The 16,319-nt window shown below is 60.0% G+C and carries 15 protein-coding genes; 5 read left to right on the top strand and 10 right to left on the bottom strand.

From position 1 onward, the window contains the following. Nucleotides 1-155: 155 nt before the first annotated feature. A complete protein-coding gene (locus J1W56_RS14760; protein WP_199537995.1) occupies nucleotides 156-473 on the top strand; it encodes a septal ring lytic transglycosylase RlpA family protein in 318 nt (105 codons plus the stop codon). Between the two features lie 153 nt (nucleotides 474-626). Further along, the gene (gene gshB, locus J1W56_RS14755) at nucleotides 627-1,568 is read left to right on the top strand and encodes a glutathione synthase (protein ID WP_223614006.1); all 942 of its coding nucleotides are present in this window, start codon (nucleotides 627-629) and stop codon (nucleotides 1,566-1,568) included. Here gshB and J1W56_RS14750 read toward each other — a convergent pair. Further along, nucleotides 1,565-2,464 (bottom strand): LysR substrate-binding domain-containing protein, encoded by a 900-nt coding sequence (locus J1W56_RS14750; protein ID WP_223614005.1) that lies wholly within the window; start codon nucleotides 2,462-2,464, stop codon nucleotides 1,565-1,567. The two genes, gshB and J1W56_RS14750, sit on opposite strands and share 4 nt — an antisense overlap. A 146-nt stretch (nucleotides 2,465-2,610) precedes the next feature. Between J1W56_RS14750 and J1W56_RS14745 the strand changes: the two genes are divergently transcribed. Then, nucleotides 2,611-3,492 (top strand): MBL fold metallo-hydrolase, encoded by an 882-nt coding sequence (locus J1W56_RS14745; protein ID WP_223614146.1) that lies wholly within the window; start codon nucleotides 2,611-2,613, stop codon nucleotides 3,490-3,492. Nucleotides 3,493-3,641: 149 nt separating this feature from the next. Further along, nucleotides 3,642-5,174, top strand: coding sequence for a YifB family Mg chelatase-like AAA ATPase (locus J1W56_RS14740; RefSeq protein WP_223614004.1), 1,533 nt, complete (start codon nucleotides 3,642-3,644; stop codon nucleotides 5,172-5,174). Between the two features lie 63 nt (nucleotides 5,175-5,237). Here J1W56_RS14740 and J1W56_RS14735 read toward each other — a convergent pair whose 3' ends face one another. The 8 genes from J1W56_RS14735 to dnaK all read right to left on the bottom strand — a co-directional run bounded on the left by J1W56_RS14735 (nucleotide 5,238) and on the right by dnaK (nucleotide 13,885). Next, nucleotides 5,238-5,861: a transglutaminase-like cysteine peptidase gene (locus J1W56_RS14735; protein WP_223614003.1), complete on the bottom strand. Its 624-nt coding sequence runs from the start codon at nucleotides 5,859-5,861 to the stop codon at nucleotides 5,238-5,240. A gap of 322 nt (nucleotides 5,862-6,183) precedes the next feature. Beyond that, nucleotides 6,184-7,461 (bottom strand): polyhydroxyalkanoate depolymerase, encoded by a 1,278-nt coding sequence (locus tag J1W56_RS14730; RefSeq protein WP_223614002.1) that lies wholly within the window; start codon nucleotides 7,459-7,461, stop codon nucleotides 6,184-6,186. A gap of 193 nt (nucleotides 7,462-7,654) precedes the next feature. Further along, entirely contained in the window at nucleotides 7,655-7,942 is a 288-nt protein-coding gene (locus tag J1W56_RS14725) for a DUF1330 domain-containing protein (RefSeq protein WP_223614001.1), read from the bottom strand. A 55-nt stretch (nucleotides 7,943-7,997) separates the two neighbouring features. Next, nucleotides 7,998-8,693 carry an orotidine-5'-phosphate decarboxylase gene (pyrF, locus tag J1W56_RS14720; RefSeq protein WP_223614145.1) on the bottom strand — a complete coding sequence of 232 codons (696 nt, stop codon included), beginning with the start codon at nucleotides 8,691-8,693 and terminating at the stop codon, nucleotides 7,998-8,000. 97 nt (nucleotides 8,694-8,790) lie between these two features. Continuing rightward, nucleotides 8,791-9,372 (bottom strand): NADPH-dependent FMN reductase, encoded by a 582-nt coding sequence (locus tag J1W56_RS14715; protein ID WP_223614000.1) that lies wholly within the window; start codon nucleotides 9,370-9,372, stop codon nucleotides 8,791-8,793. 36 nt (nucleotides 9,373-9,408) lie between these two features. Beyond that, nucleotides 9,409-10,002, bottom strand: coding sequence for a phospholipid N-methyltransferase PmtA (pmtA, locus tag J1W56_RS14710; protein ID WP_105734089.1), 594 nt, complete (start codon nucleotides 10,000-10,002; stop codon nucleotides 9,409-9,411). 84 nt (nucleotides 10,003-10,086) lie between these two features. Then, nucleotides 10,087-11,217, bottom strand: coding sequence for a molecular chaperone DnaJ (gene dnaJ, locus J1W56_RS14705; RefSeq protein WP_223613999.1), 1,131 nt, complete (start codon nucleotides 11,215-11,217; stop codon nucleotides 10,087-10,089). A gap of 751 nt (nucleotides 11,218-11,968) precedes the next feature. Continuing rightward, the gene (gene dnaK / locus J1W56_RS14700) at nucleotides 11,969-13,885 is read right to left on the bottom strand and encodes a molecular chaperone DnaK (protein ID WP_223613998.1); all 1,917 of its coding nucleotides are present in this window, start codon (nucleotides 13,883-13,885) and stop codon (nucleotides 11,969-11,971) included. A gap of 226 nt (nucleotides 13,886-14,111) precedes the next feature. Between dnaK and J1W56_RS14695 the strand changes: the two genes are divergently transcribed. Continuing rightward, nucleotides 14,112-15,272, top strand: coding sequence for a zinc metalloprotease HtpX (locus J1W56_RS14695; RefSeq protein WP_223613997.1), 1,161 nt, complete (start codon nucleotides 14,112-14,114; stop codon nucleotides 15,270-15,272). 1 nt (nucleotide 15,273) lies between these two features. On the opposite strand, the gene J1W56_RS14690 is transcribed toward J1W56_RS14695, so the two are convergent. After that, nucleotides 15,274-16,263, bottom strand: coding sequence for a Gfo/Idh/MocA family protein (locus J1W56_RS14690; protein ID WP_223613996.1), 990 nt, complete (start codon nucleotides 16,261-16,263; stop codon nucleotides 15,274-15,276). Between the last annotated feature and the right edge of the window lie 56 nt (nucleotides 16,264-16,319).

The raw sequence follows: 16,319 nt of genomic DNA, 5'->3' as shown, positions 1-16,319 counted from the left end.
ATAGAATGGATCACTCACTCACGTGATGATCTACTTGCCCATGATCATTCTTATGCGTGCGTCTTCAGTCTGGCAGTACCTGCCGCGGGCCGTTTTAAAGTGCGAATTTCAATATGGTCTCCATTGCAAGTATCCGTAAGGTACTTACTGCAACCATGCTTCTTCTGATGTTTGGTATCGTTTCGGCGAACGCCGGTTCTGCCTGTGGCGGTGCCTCCTGGTACGCGCTTCATTCCAAGACGGCTTCCGGCGAGCGCATGAACCCCTCCGCTCTCACCGCCGCGCACCGCACCCTGCCTTTCGGTTCCAAGGTGAAGGTTACCAATCAGCGCAACGGCAAGTCGATCGTCGTGCGCATCAACGATCGCGGCCCCTTCATCAAGGGCCGTGTGCTCGATCTTTCCAAGGGCGCTGCAAACCGTCTGGGTTTCGTTGGCGCGGGCCATACCAATATCTGCATGGCCAAGCTCTGATACCTTCCCGCGCATCCCCGCCGGAAGGCAGGGATGCGTCCTCTTCGCGACATTCTGCCCTCTACAATATCTTGATCGCGGTGCAGGATTGACCTTGACCATTGAACGTGACATCGCCATGTCAGCACTCCTAATCCTGTCGGGGGACGTTCCATGGCATTGAAAGTCGCGGTCCAGATGGACCATATCAATTCGATCCGCATCGCAGGCGATACGAGCTTTGCCCTGTGCCTCGAGGCGCAAGCCCGCGGCCACGCGCTCTATCACTACACGCCGGACCGGCTCAGCATGCGCGACGGCATCGTTCGCGCGCGGGTGGAAGAACTGCAGGTCCGCGATGTGGAAGGCGACCACTTCACCCTGGGTGAACCGGTTTCCCGCGACCTGTCCGAGATGGATGTAGTGCTGCTCCGGCAGGACCCGCCCTTTGACATGAACTACATCACGACAACGCATCTGCTCGAGCGCATCCATCCAAAAACGCTTGTCGTCAACGATCCGGCGTGGGTGCGCAACAGCCCGGAAAAAATCTTCGTCACCGAATTCCCCGACCTCATGCCCGATACGCTGATCACCAAGGATCCGCAGGAGATCGTGGCGTTCCGCAAGGAGTTCGGCGACATCATCCTCAAGCCACTCTACGGCAATGGCGGCGCCGGCGTGTTCCATCTCGCCGATGGCGACCGCAACCTGACATCGCTGCTGGAAATGTTCGGCCAGATGTTCCGCGAGCCGATCATTGCACAGCGCTATCTCAAGGATGTGCGGGCCGGTGACAAGCGCATCATCCTGATCGACGGCGAGCCGGTCGGTGCGATCAACCGCGTGCCGTCGGAAAGCGATGCGCGCTCCAACATGCATGTGGGCGGGCGGGCCGAGAAGACCGAACTGACGGAACGCGAGCGCGAAATCTGCGCGCACATCGGCCCTTCCCTGCGGGAGCGCGGCTTCATTCTCGTCGGCATCGATGTCATCGGCGACTACATGACCGAGATCAACGTGACCTCGCCGACGGGCATACGCGAAGTCAAGCGCTTCGGCGGCGCCGATATCGCCGCGCTGTTCTGGGACGCTGTCGAGGCCAAGCGGCGCTAACTGCGCCGTTCCCGTTCCATCGCCTCAAGGATATCGACAAAGGCGCGCACGCGCGCCGGCCTGTATTTGGCCGGCGGATAGACCGCATGAATGCCGCCCGCCGGCAATGACCAGCCGGGCAGCAGGCGCACGAGCCGGCCGGCCGCAATATCCTGCACCACCTGGTAGTCCGGCATGACGGCGAGCCCGATCCCGGCGAGGACGCAGACATAGCTTGCCTCCGTGCCATTGGCGCTGACAACGGACTTGCCCGTCACAACCGCCTTTTCATCGCCTTTTGCAAACAGCCAGCGCAATGGTTCCTTCAGCGCCCCGTTGGCGATCCATTTCGCCGCTTCGAGCGCGCCGGGATGCGCAACGCGACCGATCTGCCCGGCATAGGCGGGCGAACAGACGAGATGCTGCTCGAACGTGCCGATCCGCCGGGCCTGCGCGCTGGAATCCTCCAGCCAGCCGACACGGATCGAGAGATCAAGCTCATTGTCGACCAGATCGAATTTGACATCGGTGAAGGTGAGATCGGCCTGCATCTGCGGATGGCGCTGAAGATAAAGCGCCAGAGCCGGCGCCACAACCTTTGCGCCATAATCCAGCGGCGCTGTCAGCATCAGGGTCCCGACAGGTGTTCCGGTCTCGGACGACACCTCCTCGATCGCGTTTTCGGCCTCGCGCAGGACGATGATGCAACGTTCGTAGAAGCGCCGCCCCGCCTCCGTCGTCCGCAGCCGCCGTGTCGTGCGGATCAAGAGCGCCGTGCCCAGCTCTTCCTCCAGCTTCGACACCTGGTGGCTGACGACGGCCTTGGCGACGCCCAACCGGTCGGCGGCGGCGGTGAACGATCCCATATCCACCACGGTGACGAAATAGATAAACCTGTTGAAACTGACCGTGGGCATGACACGCCTTATTATACGAAATAATCATACAGTCTGTCATTTTGATCGGGATTTTTCAAGAAACCCGTCCATGTCACTATATGCCCCACAGTGAGAAACCGAGCGAGGACCGAGACGTGCGAACCCTTCTGACACGACGCGATACGATGAAATCCCTTCTGGCAGCCGGTGCGGTGGCGGCCCTGCAGCCGCTCAGCGCCATTGCGGCCAGGGCCGCTTCCACGCTGGCATGGACCTATTTCCAGGCGGATGAGAACGGCTTTCGCCGCACCCCCGTGCTCCTGACCGGCGAGAAGGAAGCGATCCTGCTCGATGGCGGGTTTACACTCTCCGATGGACGCGCGGTTGCCGATGCGATCAAGGCGACCGGCAAGACCCTGACAACGATTTACATCAGCTGCAGCGACCCCGATTACTATTTTGGCCTGCGTCCCATCGTCGATGCCTTCCCCAAGGCAAAAGTCCTTGCGGCGCACGCCACCGTGGACGCCATCAAGGGCAACGTACAGGGCAAGCTCGACGTCTGGGGGCCGCAGCTCAAGGACAATGGACCGAAGGTGCTGGCGGATGTCGTCATTCCGGAAGCCTCAGACCTGTCTTCGCTCGACCTGGAGGGAAACAGGATCGAGATCGTCACCATCAAGGATATGAAGGATCGCCGCTATCTCTGGGTGCCCGGGCTTGAAGCGGTTTTCGGCGGTGTACTGGTTTCATCAGGCGTCCATGTCTGGGTTGCGGACGAGCCGGCCGTGGAAGACCGGAACAAGTGGATTGCCGCGCTTGACGAAATGGCGGCGCGCAATCCCCGGATCGTCGTGCCGTCGCATCAGGTTGCCGGTGCCCCGCAGGGACCGGCGGCGGTAAAATTCACCCGGAACTATCTCGAGACGTTCAACACGGAAGCCGGGAAAGCCAAGACCAGCGGCGAGCTGATCTCCGCCATGAAGGCGCACTACCCCGACCTGCTCGATGTCTCATCGCTTGAACTGGGCGCCAAGGTCGCCAAAGGCGAGATGAAATGGGGCTGATGGTCCCCGGCTGAACCGCGTTGCGCCGAATTCCATCCCCGGTGCGATGCGGCCGTTCTCCTAACGTTCTTGTCATGCCGCACAAATTATGATGAGGTGCCGTTATTGGCACTGTTCATTTTTTAGATGCGGTATTTTAGGAACGATTGATGGTCACCCGCGTGCGCACCGTCGCATTTCAGGGCATTGAGGCCCAGCCTGTCGATGTGCAGGTGATGATCGCCCCCGGCAAAATGGGAATCCATATTGTGGGCCTGCCCGACAAGGCAGTGGCCGAAAGCCGCGAACGCGTGCAGGCAGCGCTGCATGCCTCCGGCCTGTCCCTGCCGCCCAAGAAGGTCACCGTCAACCTCGCACCGGCGGACCTGCCCAAGGAAGGCAGCCATTATGACCTGCCGATCGCCTTGGGCCTGATGGCGGGGCTTGGCGCCATTCCGGCTGATGCATTGGAAGCCTACATCGTTCTCGGGGAACTGTCGCTCGACGGCACGATCACCCATGTGGCCGGGGTTCTTCCCGCCGCGATCTCCGCCAACCGGCAGGAGCGCGGCCTGATCTGCCCCGCCCCCTGCGGGCCCGAGGCTGCCTGGGCGGGCGCGCAGATCGATATTCTGGCGCCGCGCAGCCTGATCAGCCTCGCCAATCATTTTCGCGGCCATCAGGTGCTGTCGCGCCCTGAACCGTGCCTGCAGACCAATGCAACGGATCTACCGGATCTGAGCGATATCAGGGGACAGGAAAGCGCCAGGCGCGCACTCGAAGTCGCGGCGGCAGGGGGTCATAACCTTCTCATGATTGGACCTCCCGGTTCGGGAAAGTCCATGCTCGCGCAGCGGCTTCCGTCCATCCTGCCGCCGCTGCTGCCGCACGAACTGCTCGAGGTGTCGATGATTGCTTCGGTTGCTGGCGAATTGCCGGGCGGCAGGCTCACCGACCGGCGGCCGTTCCGGGCGCCACACCATTCCGCCTCCATGGCGGCGATGGTCGGCGGCGGCATGCGCGCCCGCCCCGGTGAAGTCTCCCTCGCCCATCGCGGCGTGCTGTTTCTGGATGAATTTCCCGAATTCACGCCCCATGTGCTCGACTCCCTGCGCCAGCCGCTGGAAAGCGGAGAATGCGTGATCGCCCGCGCCAATCACCGTATTTCCTATCCGGCGCAAATCCAGCTCGTGGCCGCCATGAACCCCTGCCGCTGCGGCATGGCCGGAGAACCGGGACACCGCTGCGCCCGGGGGGTACGCTGCCGCCAGGATTACCAGGCCCGCATTTCGGGCCCGCTGCTTGACCGCATCGACCTTCGCATCGACGTTCCCGCCGTCAGCGCCGCCGATCTCATCCGCCGCCCCGTTGCCGAAAGCAGCGCATCGGTCGCACTGCGCGTTGCCCGCGCCCGGGACCTGCAGAGACGCCGCTACGAACAAATGGGATCGCCCGCCGTGACGGTGAACGCCCATTGCCCCGCGGCGTTGATCAAGGAGGTTTCGCGGCCAGACAAGCCCGGCCAGGCACTGCTGCAGCAGGCTGCCGAACAGATGCGCTTTTCCGCGCGCGGCTATCACCGGATTCTCAAGGTGGCGCGGACATTGGCCGACCTTGACGGGGCCGAAGCCGTCGGGCGCATTCACGTGGCTGAGGCTATTTCCTACCGGATGGCACAGGACGCAGCCAACGAGGCGGCGTGAAATGTACAAAAGCAAATGCCGGACCTTGGTGGTCCGGCATGTCTTGATTGCCTTGGTGGTGGTTTAGTGAACCGACCCGACCAGAATATTGCTTGGGGCTTCGATGCTGACCCAGCGGCCGGTGTTGTTGGTGGCCTGGCGCTTCAGGTAGGTGTACCCGGTTTCGGACCAGTTCTTGACGCTGTCGGCAAGGTTGTCGAGGATGAAATCGCCGGTGTCGGTGCGCACCGTCAGAACCGCATGGCCTTCGCCATCGGGCTTGCGCACAACCGTGATCAGCAGATCAGCCGGGGAAACGCCCGCCTGCATCAGTTCACGGCGCTTTTCCAGGACATAGTCTTCGCAATCGCCGACATTGCCGACCTTGTCGGGATAGCCCCAATATTCCTCGACGCCGTAAATTTCCATGTCCGTCAATGGCTTGACCGTCTGGTTCACGTGGCTGTTGACGTTGACGATCAGCTCCCAGAAATCACGAGTCATCTTGGCCGGCGCAACATTGCGGCTGCGGATCGAGCACTCATCCGGCAGGCGCTTGCAGAATTCGTAATGGCCGATCGGCTGGGATGTCAGACCGCCGGTCTGCATGAAAGCTTCAGCTGCGGAGGCGGAATTTGCGATGAGTGCGCCAGCGAAAAGTGCCGCAGCGACCCCCATCGACCTCAAAATCTTTACCGCTCCGAACATGCTTTACTCCGAACCCAACCAGCCTTCGTTAACAAAACGTTAATGGCCGGGAGGGATATGAGTCAATCACAATGGCGCCACGATCCCGCCATTGTTAATATATGGTTAAAATTTGAACTTCCTAGATTTTGACGAAAATTTGAAGGTTGTACGCGGCGGCAGCTCACAACCACAGGGCGATAATGCCCTTGCTGACCGCCTGCGGAAGGTACGCGGCCATGTCAGTAGCGATTTGAATTCATTGCGTTTTATTGAAGCGCGAAAGAAAACTGCCGGAAGATTCAGTCTTCCGGCATGGCTGTCTGATAATTGGACGGCGTGTTCAGCTGCGTGCGCGTTTACCGATCGGGGTGACATTGCTCTTGCGGTTGGCCTGCGCATGGTCGTTAACGAATTGGACGATACGTGGTGCAATTTCAGCACGGAAACGCGATCCGTTGAACACGCCGTAATGGCCGACCTTGGCCTGCAGATGATGCATGCGCATGGCGTCAGGGATGTTCACACACAGCGTTTGGGCGGCCTTGGTCTGCCCGACACCGGAAATGTCATCGTTCTCGCCCTCGACCGTCAGCAGCGCGACGATGCGGATCGACGCGGGATCGACCAGCTTGCCCCGGTGGGTCATCTCACCCTTGGGCAGGGCGTGGCGGACAAAAACCGTATCGACCGTCTGCAGATAGAATTCCGCAGTCAGATCCATCACCGCCAGATATTCATCGTAGAACTCACGGTGCTTGTCGGCGGAATCGCCATCTTCCTTGACCAGGTGCATGAAGAATTCCTTGTGCGCCGTGATGTGGCGGTCAAGATTCATGCTCATGAAACCGGAAAGCTGCAGGAAGCCGGGATAGACGTCGCGCATGAAGCCGGCATGCGGCCATGGCACCGACATGATGACATTGTCGCGGAACCAGTCGATGCCCTTCTCCTCGGCCAGGATATTGACCGCGGTCGGGTTCTTGCGTGTATCGATAGGTCCGCCCATCAGCGTCATGCTGGACGGCGCAAACCGGTCGCCATTGGCTTCCATGACCGACACGGCGGCGAGAACCGGGACTGATGGCTGGCAGACCGCCACCACATGGGTGTCTTCGCCCAGAGCGTGGAACATGTCGATGACATAATCGATGTAGTCATCCAGATCGAAACGGCCTGCGGTCAGCGGCACGGTGCGCGCATCGACCCAATCGGTGATGTAGACGTCCGCATGGGGCAGCAGGGCTTCGACGGTGCCGCGCAGCAGCGTGGCATAGTGGCCGGACATGGGCGCAACCACCAGAATCTTCGGGTCCGCAGCACGCTTTGACGACAGCGCGCGCTTGAAGTGGATCACGTTGCAGAACGGCTTTGACCAGACGATCTTTTCGCGGATTTCCACTTCCTCGCCGTCCACGACGGTCGTTGGAAGATTGAAAACGGGCTTGCCGTAGGTGCGCGTGGTTCGTTCGAACAGCTCGCAGCCCGCCGTAATGGATCGGCCGATAATCGTCTGCGAAAAGGGATTGAGCGGATTGTCGTAGAACAGCTTGGTTGCATCCGCCAGGGCCCGGTAGGGCTGGAGAGCGGCATGATTGAGTTCATAAAGCTGGTAAAACATTCCACTGTCCGATCATATCAACACAACGGCGATCTCACAAACATGATCATCAAAGATGAAAATGTTCTTGATGGGAGAATGACCCTAGCCGGTTTGATCGATATTGCAATGCAACAAACGGATTAGTGAAAAGAAAGATGTTCACAATTTCCTGTGCAGGCGCAACATGAATTGCGCGCTGCACAGGTAAAGATCAGGCGCCTTCGACAATGACCATTTCGCCGTCGGCATATTGCTGCCGGATGAGCTTGGCCGCCTGGTATTCCGCTGAGTTGTAGCAATCGAGGGCATGCTGCACCGATGGAAACTCGATCACCACATTGCGGCCGCGCGCCGTGCCTTCCAGTTCATGAAACGTGCCGCCACGCGCCAGGAAATGTGCGCCGAACCGTTCGAAGGCCGGCTTTGCCGTCGTTATGTAACCCTTATAGCCCTCCGCATCGCGAACATCGATGCGCGCTATCCAATATCCCTTGGCCATACATCCTCCACATCATGCATTGTCCGGTGACTCACCCGGACCGCGGCGAATTTGATCAGACGCCCGCCATTTCGGCAAGGATCGCTTGTGCCGCAGCCCTGGGATCGCCGGCGGCAACGATGGGCCGGGCAACCACGAGATGGCTCGCGCCGGCGCGCAGCGCATCGGCAGGCGTCATCACCCGCTTCTGGTCACCCACGTCGGCCCCCTTCGGCCGGATACCCGGCGTGACGACGGCAAGATCCGGCCCGACGATCTTGCGCACGGCGGAGGCTTCGGCCGCCGAACAGACGATACCGCCCATCCCCGCATGCAGGGCCTGTTCGGCACGGATCAGTACCAGCGTGTGCGGATCGTGCTCGTAACCGGCATCGATCATGTCCTGCTGGTCCATGGAGGTGAGGACCGTGACGCCGAGCAGGCACAGGTCCGAACCGCGCGCAGCCGCCGCGGCCGCCTTCATGGCCTTGGGGTAGGCATGCAGCGTCAGCATGGAAACGCCCATCTTGACGATATTCTCGACGCCCTTGGCGACGGTATTGTCGATATCGAGGAGCTTCATGTCCAGGAAGACTTTTTTGCCGGACTGGACGAGTTCCGAGGCAAATCCAAGGCCACCGGCAAAGGCCAGCTGATAGCCGATTTTGTAGAAGGATACCGTATCCCCGAGCGCACCGACGATATCGCCCGCCGCCTTCAGGTCAGGCACATCAAGGCCTACGATGAGGCGATCGCGCAAAGCCGCTTCCATCATGACAAACCACCTTTTCCGTTGATCGCCATCCCATGGCACACCAGCGCCCGATAGGAAAGATCACAACGGCAAAAGGACGGGTAAAAACCGTCTGTCAGCGCGATTTTGCCAGCCGTGCATGGTCGATCAGCGATTGGCAGACCCGTTCCATGGTCCGTGCAGTCCGTTCATCGTGAAACGAGCCATCGCTGGCGAAGGCCTCGTGGGCATGGGCCACGGAACATTGTTCGCTGATGATCAGCGTTCCAACATTCATCAGCACGGAGCGCAGGTGGTAGAGCCCCCGGATACCGGCAAAATTGCCGTCGGAGGACGAACAAAGCGCAACGACCTTGCCGGCATAGGGCCGCAAAGGCTTCTCGCCATCGCGCGAAATCCGGCTGACCCAGTCGATGGTGTTCTTCAAGAGCGGCGGGATCGACGAATTGTATTCCGGCGACGCAATGAGAATGCCGTCATGGGCGGCAAACAGCCGCCCGAGCTTCATGGCATTCTCCGGTATGCCTTTTTCCTTCTCCAGATCCTGATCCATGATCGGCAGCGGGTAGTCGATGAGGGCTATGCGTGTCACCTCGGCGCCCAGCGCTGCCAATGTCCGGGTGGCGACATCGGCGACCTGGCCGCTGAAAGCACCGGTACGGTTCGAACCTGCGAAAACGAGGATCTTCGGCAGCATGGGGTTCCCTCTGTGGGTCAGACAATGAAAGGCAAATCAGGCGCGGCGGTAAATCCACAGGCGGGCGGGCGGGACATTGCGGATGATGAAATCGAGGTGTTCGATCTTGTAATTGCCGCGGCCGGCGGGAACCGGCGACATCGGACCGTAGGTGATCTGGACGATCGGGCGGCCATGCGGCACGCGGCGCAGCAGGTCCTCGATGATCTTCACCCGGTCGCCGACCGGAAAATTCAGCAGCGGCACCGCCGAAACGACCGAATCAAACATCTGGTCCTTGTGGCCGCCGAGCGTCTTGTCGAGGTTGAACGCGTCGCCCTCGATAATGTTCACGCCGGGGAAATCCGCGCGCAGATGCGCGGCGAAATCCGAGGAATATTCGACGCAGAACAGATTGTCAGGCGCAACGCCGCGATTGAGAATCGCCCGCGTGATCACGCCGGTGCCGGGCCCAAGTTCGAGTACCGGCAATCCTGAATGCGGATTGACGACGCTGGCCATCCGGCGCGCGGTGATGGAACTGGTCGGCAGAATCGAGCCCACGGCCTTCGGTCCATGCATCCAGCCTTTGAAAAACCGGATCTCCTCGCCGAATTTTTCAGCGAGTTTTTTTCCCAGTGGTCGTGTCATTCCCATCCTCCCGTCGCAGGTAGACAAATTTATGACGCAACTCGTGGCGGAAGCAAGGCCAGTTGTCTTAAATCCGTAACAAATTTACTCGCTGAGTCCCTCGAAGAATTCCTTCATGCGGGCAAAAAAGCCTGACGATTGCGGGCTGTTGTCCTGGGACGACACGCGCTCGAACTCTTCCAGCAACTCGCGCTGGCGCTTGTTGAGATTCTGCGGCGTCTCGATGGCAATCTGGATATAGAGATCGCCCATGGCGGGCTGGCGCAAAACCGGCATGCCCTTGCCCTTGAGGCGGAATTGCTTGGCGTTCTGCGTGCCTTCGGGGATCTTGACCCGTGTCTGCGTGCCGTCAAGCGTGGCCACCTCGAACTGGCCGCCCAGTGCCGCTGTGGTCATGGAAATCGGCACCTTGCAGTAAAGGTCCGATCCATCGCGCTGGAAGAATTCATGCGGTTTCAGCGACAGGAAAATATAGAGATCGCCGGATGGCCCGCCGCGCACGCCTGCTTCGCCTTCCCCGGTCAGCCGGATGCGGGTGCCGTCTTCGATGCCAGCGGGAATGTTGACCGAGAGCGAACGCTCCTCGGTGATTCGGCCCTGGCCGGAGCACTTCGTGCAGGGATCCTTGATGGTCTGACCGCGGCCATGGCACGTCGGGCAGGTCCGCTCGATGGAAAAGAACCCTTGCGCCGCCCGGACACGGCCGGAACCGCCGCAGGTGTTGCAGGTGACGGGGGATGTGCCCGGCTTGGCGCCGCTGCCGGAACATTCATCGCAGGTGATGGATGTCGGCACGCGAATCTGCGCCGTCTTGCCCGCATAGGCCTCTTCCAGCGTGATTTCCATGTTGTAGCGAAGATCGGCACCGCGCTCGCGTCCGCCGGAGCGGCGCTGGCGCCCGCCACCCATCATCTCGCCAAAAATATCCTCGAAAATATCGGCAAAGCCACCGGCGCCGCCAAAACCGCCGCCGCCTCCGCCCATGCCGCCATTTTCAAACGCCGCGTGACCGAACCGGTCATAGGCCGCGCGCTTGTTGGGGTCTTTCAAGGTTTCATAGGCTTCGCCGATTTCCTTGAATTTGTGCTCGGCGTTCTCATCGCCCGGATTCTTGTCGGGGTGATATTGCATCGCCAGTTTACGGAAAGCGCTTTTCAGCTCTTTCTCATCAGCGCCTCTCGCTACGCCGAGGGTTTCGTAATAGTCAGCCTTCATCCAAACACTCGTTCCATGAAATCAGAGAGCCTCACGCAGAGGCTCGTTTTAGACCGGTATTTAGGTGTTCAGCGCCCCGAATGCCATAGTCTACTTGGATTGATTCGTTCCACTTGGCGCATATTTGCGCATTATTGCGTTTGTGTGGCAATCCTTCCACGCTTTTATGCACGTTAGAAAACTAAAATGACCCGATCCGCCGCCGCCTGAAGGGCTGGCGCACCGCGATTATCCGCCTGTGTTGACCTGTGTCATTGCTCATAACCGGCCTTCCCCGTTGCCACGCCCGCCATTGCGTCTGGCTGTTGAAGGAGGGAAAGACGGGCGGTCCCTGGAACGCGGGTCTTGGGGTATGCGGTATGCTATGCTTGCGATCCAAGGACCACCCGCTCCGGCGATTTTGAGGTTTTGCCTCGTTCTGCCCGTTCCCTTGTGAGGACTTTGAGCAGGGGGCGAAACCTCCCCGGCTCGACAGGTTTTCCTCCCCGCGAGGCCGAAGCGCCGATCCTTTCCCGACTTTCGAAAGTTTCCGGAAGCATTCCCGCCGGAAAGGACACGTTGAGAATAACGTGGGTTGGGACGTGTTGGATAAGTTGGTGTGATTTTTTCCGATGAAGGCCTGGCAGAGCTGTGGTGCGTGGTTCGACAGGCTCACCATGCGACTTTGCCTTGCAGGCAAGACATTGCCGCTAGCACAAACAAAAAAGCCCGGCATTTCTGCCGGGCTTTTCATCACATTGTGTGCTGCGGATTATGCAGACTTCTTCTTGCCGTTTTCGTCGATTTCCTCGAAATCGGCGTCGACAACATCCTCGTGGCCCTTGGCCGCGGCTTCGGTCTTTTCACCTTCGCCTTCGGCAGCCTGAGCTGCTTCATACATGGCCTGGCCGAGCTTCATCGAGACTTCGGCGAGGGTCTGTGTCTTGGCCTTGATGGCTTCGGCGTCATCGCCTTCGGCCGCAGTCTTCAATTCGGCCAGAGCCGTTTCGATTGCCTGCTTGTCCTCGGCCGAAACCTTGTCGCCGTAATCCTTCAGCGACTTTTCCGTCGAATGGATCAGGGCTTCCGCCTGGTTCTTTGACTCGACCGCCTCGCGGCGCTTCTTGTCCGCCTCGGCATTGGCTTCGGCGTCCTTGACCATCTTTTCGATATCGGCATCGGAAAGACCGCCGGATGCCTGGATGCGGATCTGGTGTTCCTTGCCCGTACCCTTGTCCTTGGCCGAAACGTTGACGATACCGTTGGCATCGATGTCGAAACCGACTTCGATCTGCGGAACGCCGCGCGGTGCCGGCGGAATGCCCACGAGGTCGAACTGGCCAAGCGCCTTGTTGTCGGCAGCCATTTCACGCTCGCCCTGGAAGACGCGGATCGTCACTGCGGACTGGTTGTCCTCGGCCGTGGAGAAGGTCTGCGACTTCTTCGTCGGGATCGTCGTGTTGCGGTCGATCAGACGGGTGAACACGCCGCCGAGCGTTTCGATGCCGAGAGACAACGGCGTCACGTCGAGCAGGAGAACGTCCTTGACGTCGCCCTGCAGAACGCCGGCCTGAATGGCTGCGCCCATGGCAACAACTTCATCAGGGTTCACGCCCTTGTGGGGTTCCTTGCCGAAGAAGGCCTTCACGACTTCCTGGATCTTCGGCATGCGGGTCATGCCGCCGACCAGAACCACTTCGTCGATTTCACCGGCCTTGAGGCCCGCATCCTTGAGCGCTGCCTTGCAGGGCTCGACGGTGCGCTGGACCAGATCGTCAACCAGGCTCTCGAACTTGGCGCGCGACAGCTTCATGGTCAGGTGCTTCGGACCAGAGGCATCGGCCGTGATGAATGGCAGGTTGATTTCGGTCTGCTGGGCCGACGACAGTTCGATCTTGGCCTTTTCCGCAGCTTCCTTGAGGCGCTGCAGGGCAAGCTTGTCGTTCTTCAGGTCGATGCCCTGTTCCTTCTTGAACTCGGCCGCAAAATATTCGACCAGGCGCATGTCGAAGTCTTCACCGCCAAGGAACGTATCGCCATTGGTCGACTTCACTTCGAAAACGCCGTCGCCGATTTCCAGAACGGAAACGTCGAACGTGCCGCCGCCCAGATCGTAGACGGCAATGGTCTTGCCTTCCTTCTTGTCGAGGCCATAGGCCAGGGCCGCTGCGGTCGGCTCGTTGATGATGCGCAGGACTTCCAGACCGGCGATCTTGCCGGCATCCTTGGTGGCCTGACGCTGGGCATCGTTGAAGTAGGCAGGAACGGTGATGACGGCCTTCTCGACCTTTTCACCGAGATAGGCTTCCGCCGTTTCCTTCATCTTCTGCAGAATCATCGCGGAAATCTGCGAAGGCGAATATTTCTGGTTGTGAACTTCCACCCATGCGTCGCCATTGTCGCCTTTGACAATGTGGTAGGGCACAAGCTTCTTGTCCTTTTCAACGGTCGGATCGTCAAAACGGCGTCCGATCAGACGCTTGACCGCAAAGACAGTTCCTTCCGGATTGGTGACAGCCTGGCGCTTGGCCGGCTGGCCAGCAAGGCGCTCATCGCTATCCGTGAAAGCGATGATCGAAGGCGTCGTGCGCGCACCTTCCGCATTTTCAATGACCTTCGCGTTCTTTCCGTCCATGACGGAGACGCAGGAATTGGTCGTACCCAAATCGATACCGATAACTTTAGCCATTATACTTCTCTCCATTCAGCAGGCTGCCGGGACCTCTGCCGAGCATTCCATTCAGCAGCCCCTAGGGGGGTTAAACAATACAAGACGACCACAGCGAGCCGAACTTGCGTGTTGTGGGCTATATAAGAAGGCTGAAATTACCATGCAAGTCAGAAGCTGCGGCATTTACACGCCTAATTGCCTTAAAAGACTCGGCAAACCGGCTTTTTAGCGCCATATATCGCCTATGACCGATGATGCACTCCACTTCAACCTTCCCGAACACCGGCGCAGCCAGCTGATCAATACGCTGCATACATGGCTGCTTCTTGCCGGAAGCCTGGCATTGCTCGTCGTCTGCGCTTTTACGCTGGCGGGGCCCGTCGGCATTATCTACGCCTTTGTTTTCGGCGCAATAAGCCTTGTCGCCATACGGCGCATCAGTCCTCAGATGGTACTCAAAATGTATAAAGCAAGGGCTGTAACGCGCGCTGAGTTCCCGCAAGGGCTTGCCATCGTCGAGGAACTATCCCGCCGGGCCGGCCTGCCGCGCCCACCCGAACTCCACGTCATCCCTTCCCGGATGATGAATGCCTTTGCGGTCGGCCGGAAAGACAATTCCGTGGTCGCGGTGACGGACCAGCTGATTCGGGTGCTGACGGCGCGCGAACTCACCGGCGTGCTGGCGCATGAAATCAGCCATATCCGCAATGAAGACCTGAAGGTCATGGCACTGGCCGACACGGTGTCGCGCTTCACCTCGCTGATGTCGACGATCGGCATGGTATCGCTGCTCTTCAACATCACATTCCTGGCCAGCGGCGCGCATGCGCAGGTGCCGTGGCTGGGTGTCCTCGTGCTTTTGGTTGCACCGACCATCGGCGGTCTGCTGCAGATGGCGTTGTCGCGCACCCGGGAGTTCGATGCCGATCTCGGTGCATCCCTGCTGACGGGCGACCCGGACGGGCTGGCCCAGGCCCTGACGAAACTGGAAAAGGCCCAGGGCAGGCTGTGGGAAAATCTCATCCTGCCGGGCGGACGCATTCCCGATCCGTCGATCCTGCGCACTCATCCGTTGACGGAGACCCGCGTGGCGCGACTGAAGGCCCTGAAGGATGCATCGGGTGTGGTTGCCCGCGGCGAAGCACTGCCGGACGACATCCTCGCGACGCTCATGGTCAAGCCGCAGGACCGGATCCGCACGCGCCCTTCACCGGTTCCGCAGATCGGCCGCCAGCACGGGCGCTGGAATTCCAGCAATCTGGAAATCCTGTCGCTGCTCAACACCCAGTCCGGCAGGCCGGTGGTATCCGGCCCGGAAGCCGAGTGCGAAGCCTGCCCGCGAAGCCTCAACACCCCGGATGGCGACCCGCACGTGCATGTGGCACGCGGCGGCGTGTATTGGTGAACTAGGAAACTGCTTCCCAATTGCCGGTTTCCCCGGCGCGATAGATCGCATCGATCAGCTTCTGGTTGAGCACCGAGCTTTCCAGCGAAAACACGGCCGTGTCTTCGCCCTTCGCGGCGCGGGCAAAGGCCTCGATCTGCAGACGATAATGGTTCACGTCGCCGAAACTCCATTCGGTGGCACCCGTGTGGGTCTTGTCATGCAGCGTGACGCGGGCATGGTCATACTTGCCGGTGTTGAACGGTCCATGCACCTCGATAAACCCTTCATCGCCGTGGAAGACCATGGACTGGCGCGCGGCCAGCTGTGTGGCAACATAGAAGGACAGCTCGAAACCATCGAAATCGGCGCGCACGCTGGCGTAGCAGTCCGTGCCGAAATCCGCATCGCGCTCGACATTGGCCGAAACCCTGACGGGCTCCTTGCCGGTGACGAAACGGGTGACAACCGTTGGATAGACACCGATATCCGGCAGCGCGCCGCCGCCGAGCGACAGCTGGTTGCGCATATTGCCCGCATCCCTGTTGAAATAGCTGAAGGCACCCTGCACCTGGCGCAGCCGGCCGATGGCACCGCCGGCGATCAGATCACGCACTTTCAGCCATTGCGGATGATAGGTCACCATGAACGCCTCGGCGATCAGCACGCCATGGGTGTCGCGGGCACGCTGCAAGGCGGCTATGTCGCCGGCATGCAGCGAAATCGGCTTTTCGCACAGCACATGCTTGCCCGCTTCGGCGGCTTTCAACGACCACTCCACATGCTGCGAGGTGGGAAGCGGTATGTAGACGCCGTCAATATCGGCTGATGCCAGCATGGCCTCATAGGAGCCGAAAGCATGCGGCGCGCCGAATCGCCCGGCGACGGCCCGCGCTTTCAAGAGGTCGCGGCTGGCGATACCCGACAGGACGGAGTTCTCCGCATCGCATATGGCGGGGATGACCGCCGTGACCCCGATTTTCGCTGTCGACAGAACACCCCAACGGAACATGATGACTTCTCCTCTTTGTCGTGGTGCAACCTAGACAAGCCCAATCGGAATGGAAA

It is taken from the genome of Phyllobacterium calauticae (assembly GCF_019991125.1).
Taxonomy (GTDB): Bacteria; Pseudomonadota; Alphaproteobacteria; order Rhizobiales; family Rhizobiaceae; genus Phyllobacterium; species Phyllobacterium calauticae.
The sequence above is the reverse complement of the archived record's forward strand: the minus strand, read 5'-3'. Positions and strand labels throughout refer to the sequence as shown.

Excerpts from the sequence above, each read along its gene's own strand:
- J1W56_RS14760 (WP_199537995.1), top strand. The coding sequence starts at position 156 with ATGCTTCTTCTGATGTTTGGTATCGTTTCGGCGAACGCCGGTTCTGCC.
- pmtA (WP_105734089.1), bottom strand. The coding sequence starts at position 10,002 with ATGACACGACCACTGGGAAAAAAACTCGCTGAAAAATTCGGCGAGGAG.
- pyrF (WP_223614145.1), bottom strand. The coding sequence starts at position 8,693 with ATGGAAGCGGCTTTGCGCGATCGCCTCATCGTAGGCCTTGATGTGCCT.
- J1W56_RS14730 (WP_223614002.1), bottom strand. The coding sequence starts at position 7,461 with ATGTTTTACCAGCTTTATGAACTCAATCATGCCGCTCTCCAGCCCTAC.
- dnaK (WP_223613998.1), bottom strand. The coding sequence starts at position 13,885 with ATGGCTAAAGTTATCGGTATCGATTTGGGTACGACCAATTCCTGCGTC.
- dnaJ (WP_223613999.1), bottom strand. The coding sequence starts at position 11,217 with ATGAAGGCTGACTATTACGAAACCCTCGGCGTAGCGAGAGGCGCTGAT.
- J1W56_RS14745 (WP_223614146.1), top strand. The coding sequence starts at position 2,611 with ATGAAATCCCTTCTGGCAGCCGGTGCGGTGGCGGCCCTGCAGCCGCTC.
- J1W56_RS14695 (WP_223613997.1), top strand. The coding sequence starts at position 14,112 with ATGACCGATGATGCACTCCACTTCAACCTTCCCGAACACCGGCGCAGC.
- gshB (WP_223614006.1), top strand. The coding sequence starts at position 627 with ATGGCATTGAAAGTCGCGGTCCAGATGGACCATATCAATTCGATCCGC.
- J1W56_RS14715 (WP_223614000.1), bottom strand. The coding sequence starts at position 9,372 with ATGCTGCCGAAGATCCTCGTTTTCGCAGGTTCGAACCGTACCGGTGCT.
- J1W56_RS14750 (WP_223614005.1), bottom strand. The coding sequence starts at position 2,464 with ATGCCCACGGTCAGTTTCAACAGGTTTATCTATTTCGTCACCGTGGTG.
- J1W56_RS14735 (WP_223614003.1), bottom strand. The coding sequence starts at position 5,861 with ATGTTCGGAGCGGTAAAGATTTTGAGGTCGATGGGGGTCGCTGCGGCA.
- J1W56_RS14690 (WP_223613996.1), bottom strand. The coding sequence starts at position 16,263 with ATGTTCCGTTGGGGTGTTCTGTCGACAGCGAAAATCGGGGTCACGGCG.
- J1W56_RS14740 (WP_223614004.1), top strand. The coding sequence starts at position 3,642 with ATGGTCACCCGCGTGCGCACCGTCGCATTTCAGGGCATTGAGGCCCAG.
- J1W56_RS14725 (WP_223614001.1), bottom strand. The coding sequence starts at position 7,942 with ATGGCCAAGGGATATTGGATAGCGCGCATCGATGTTCGCGATGCGGAG.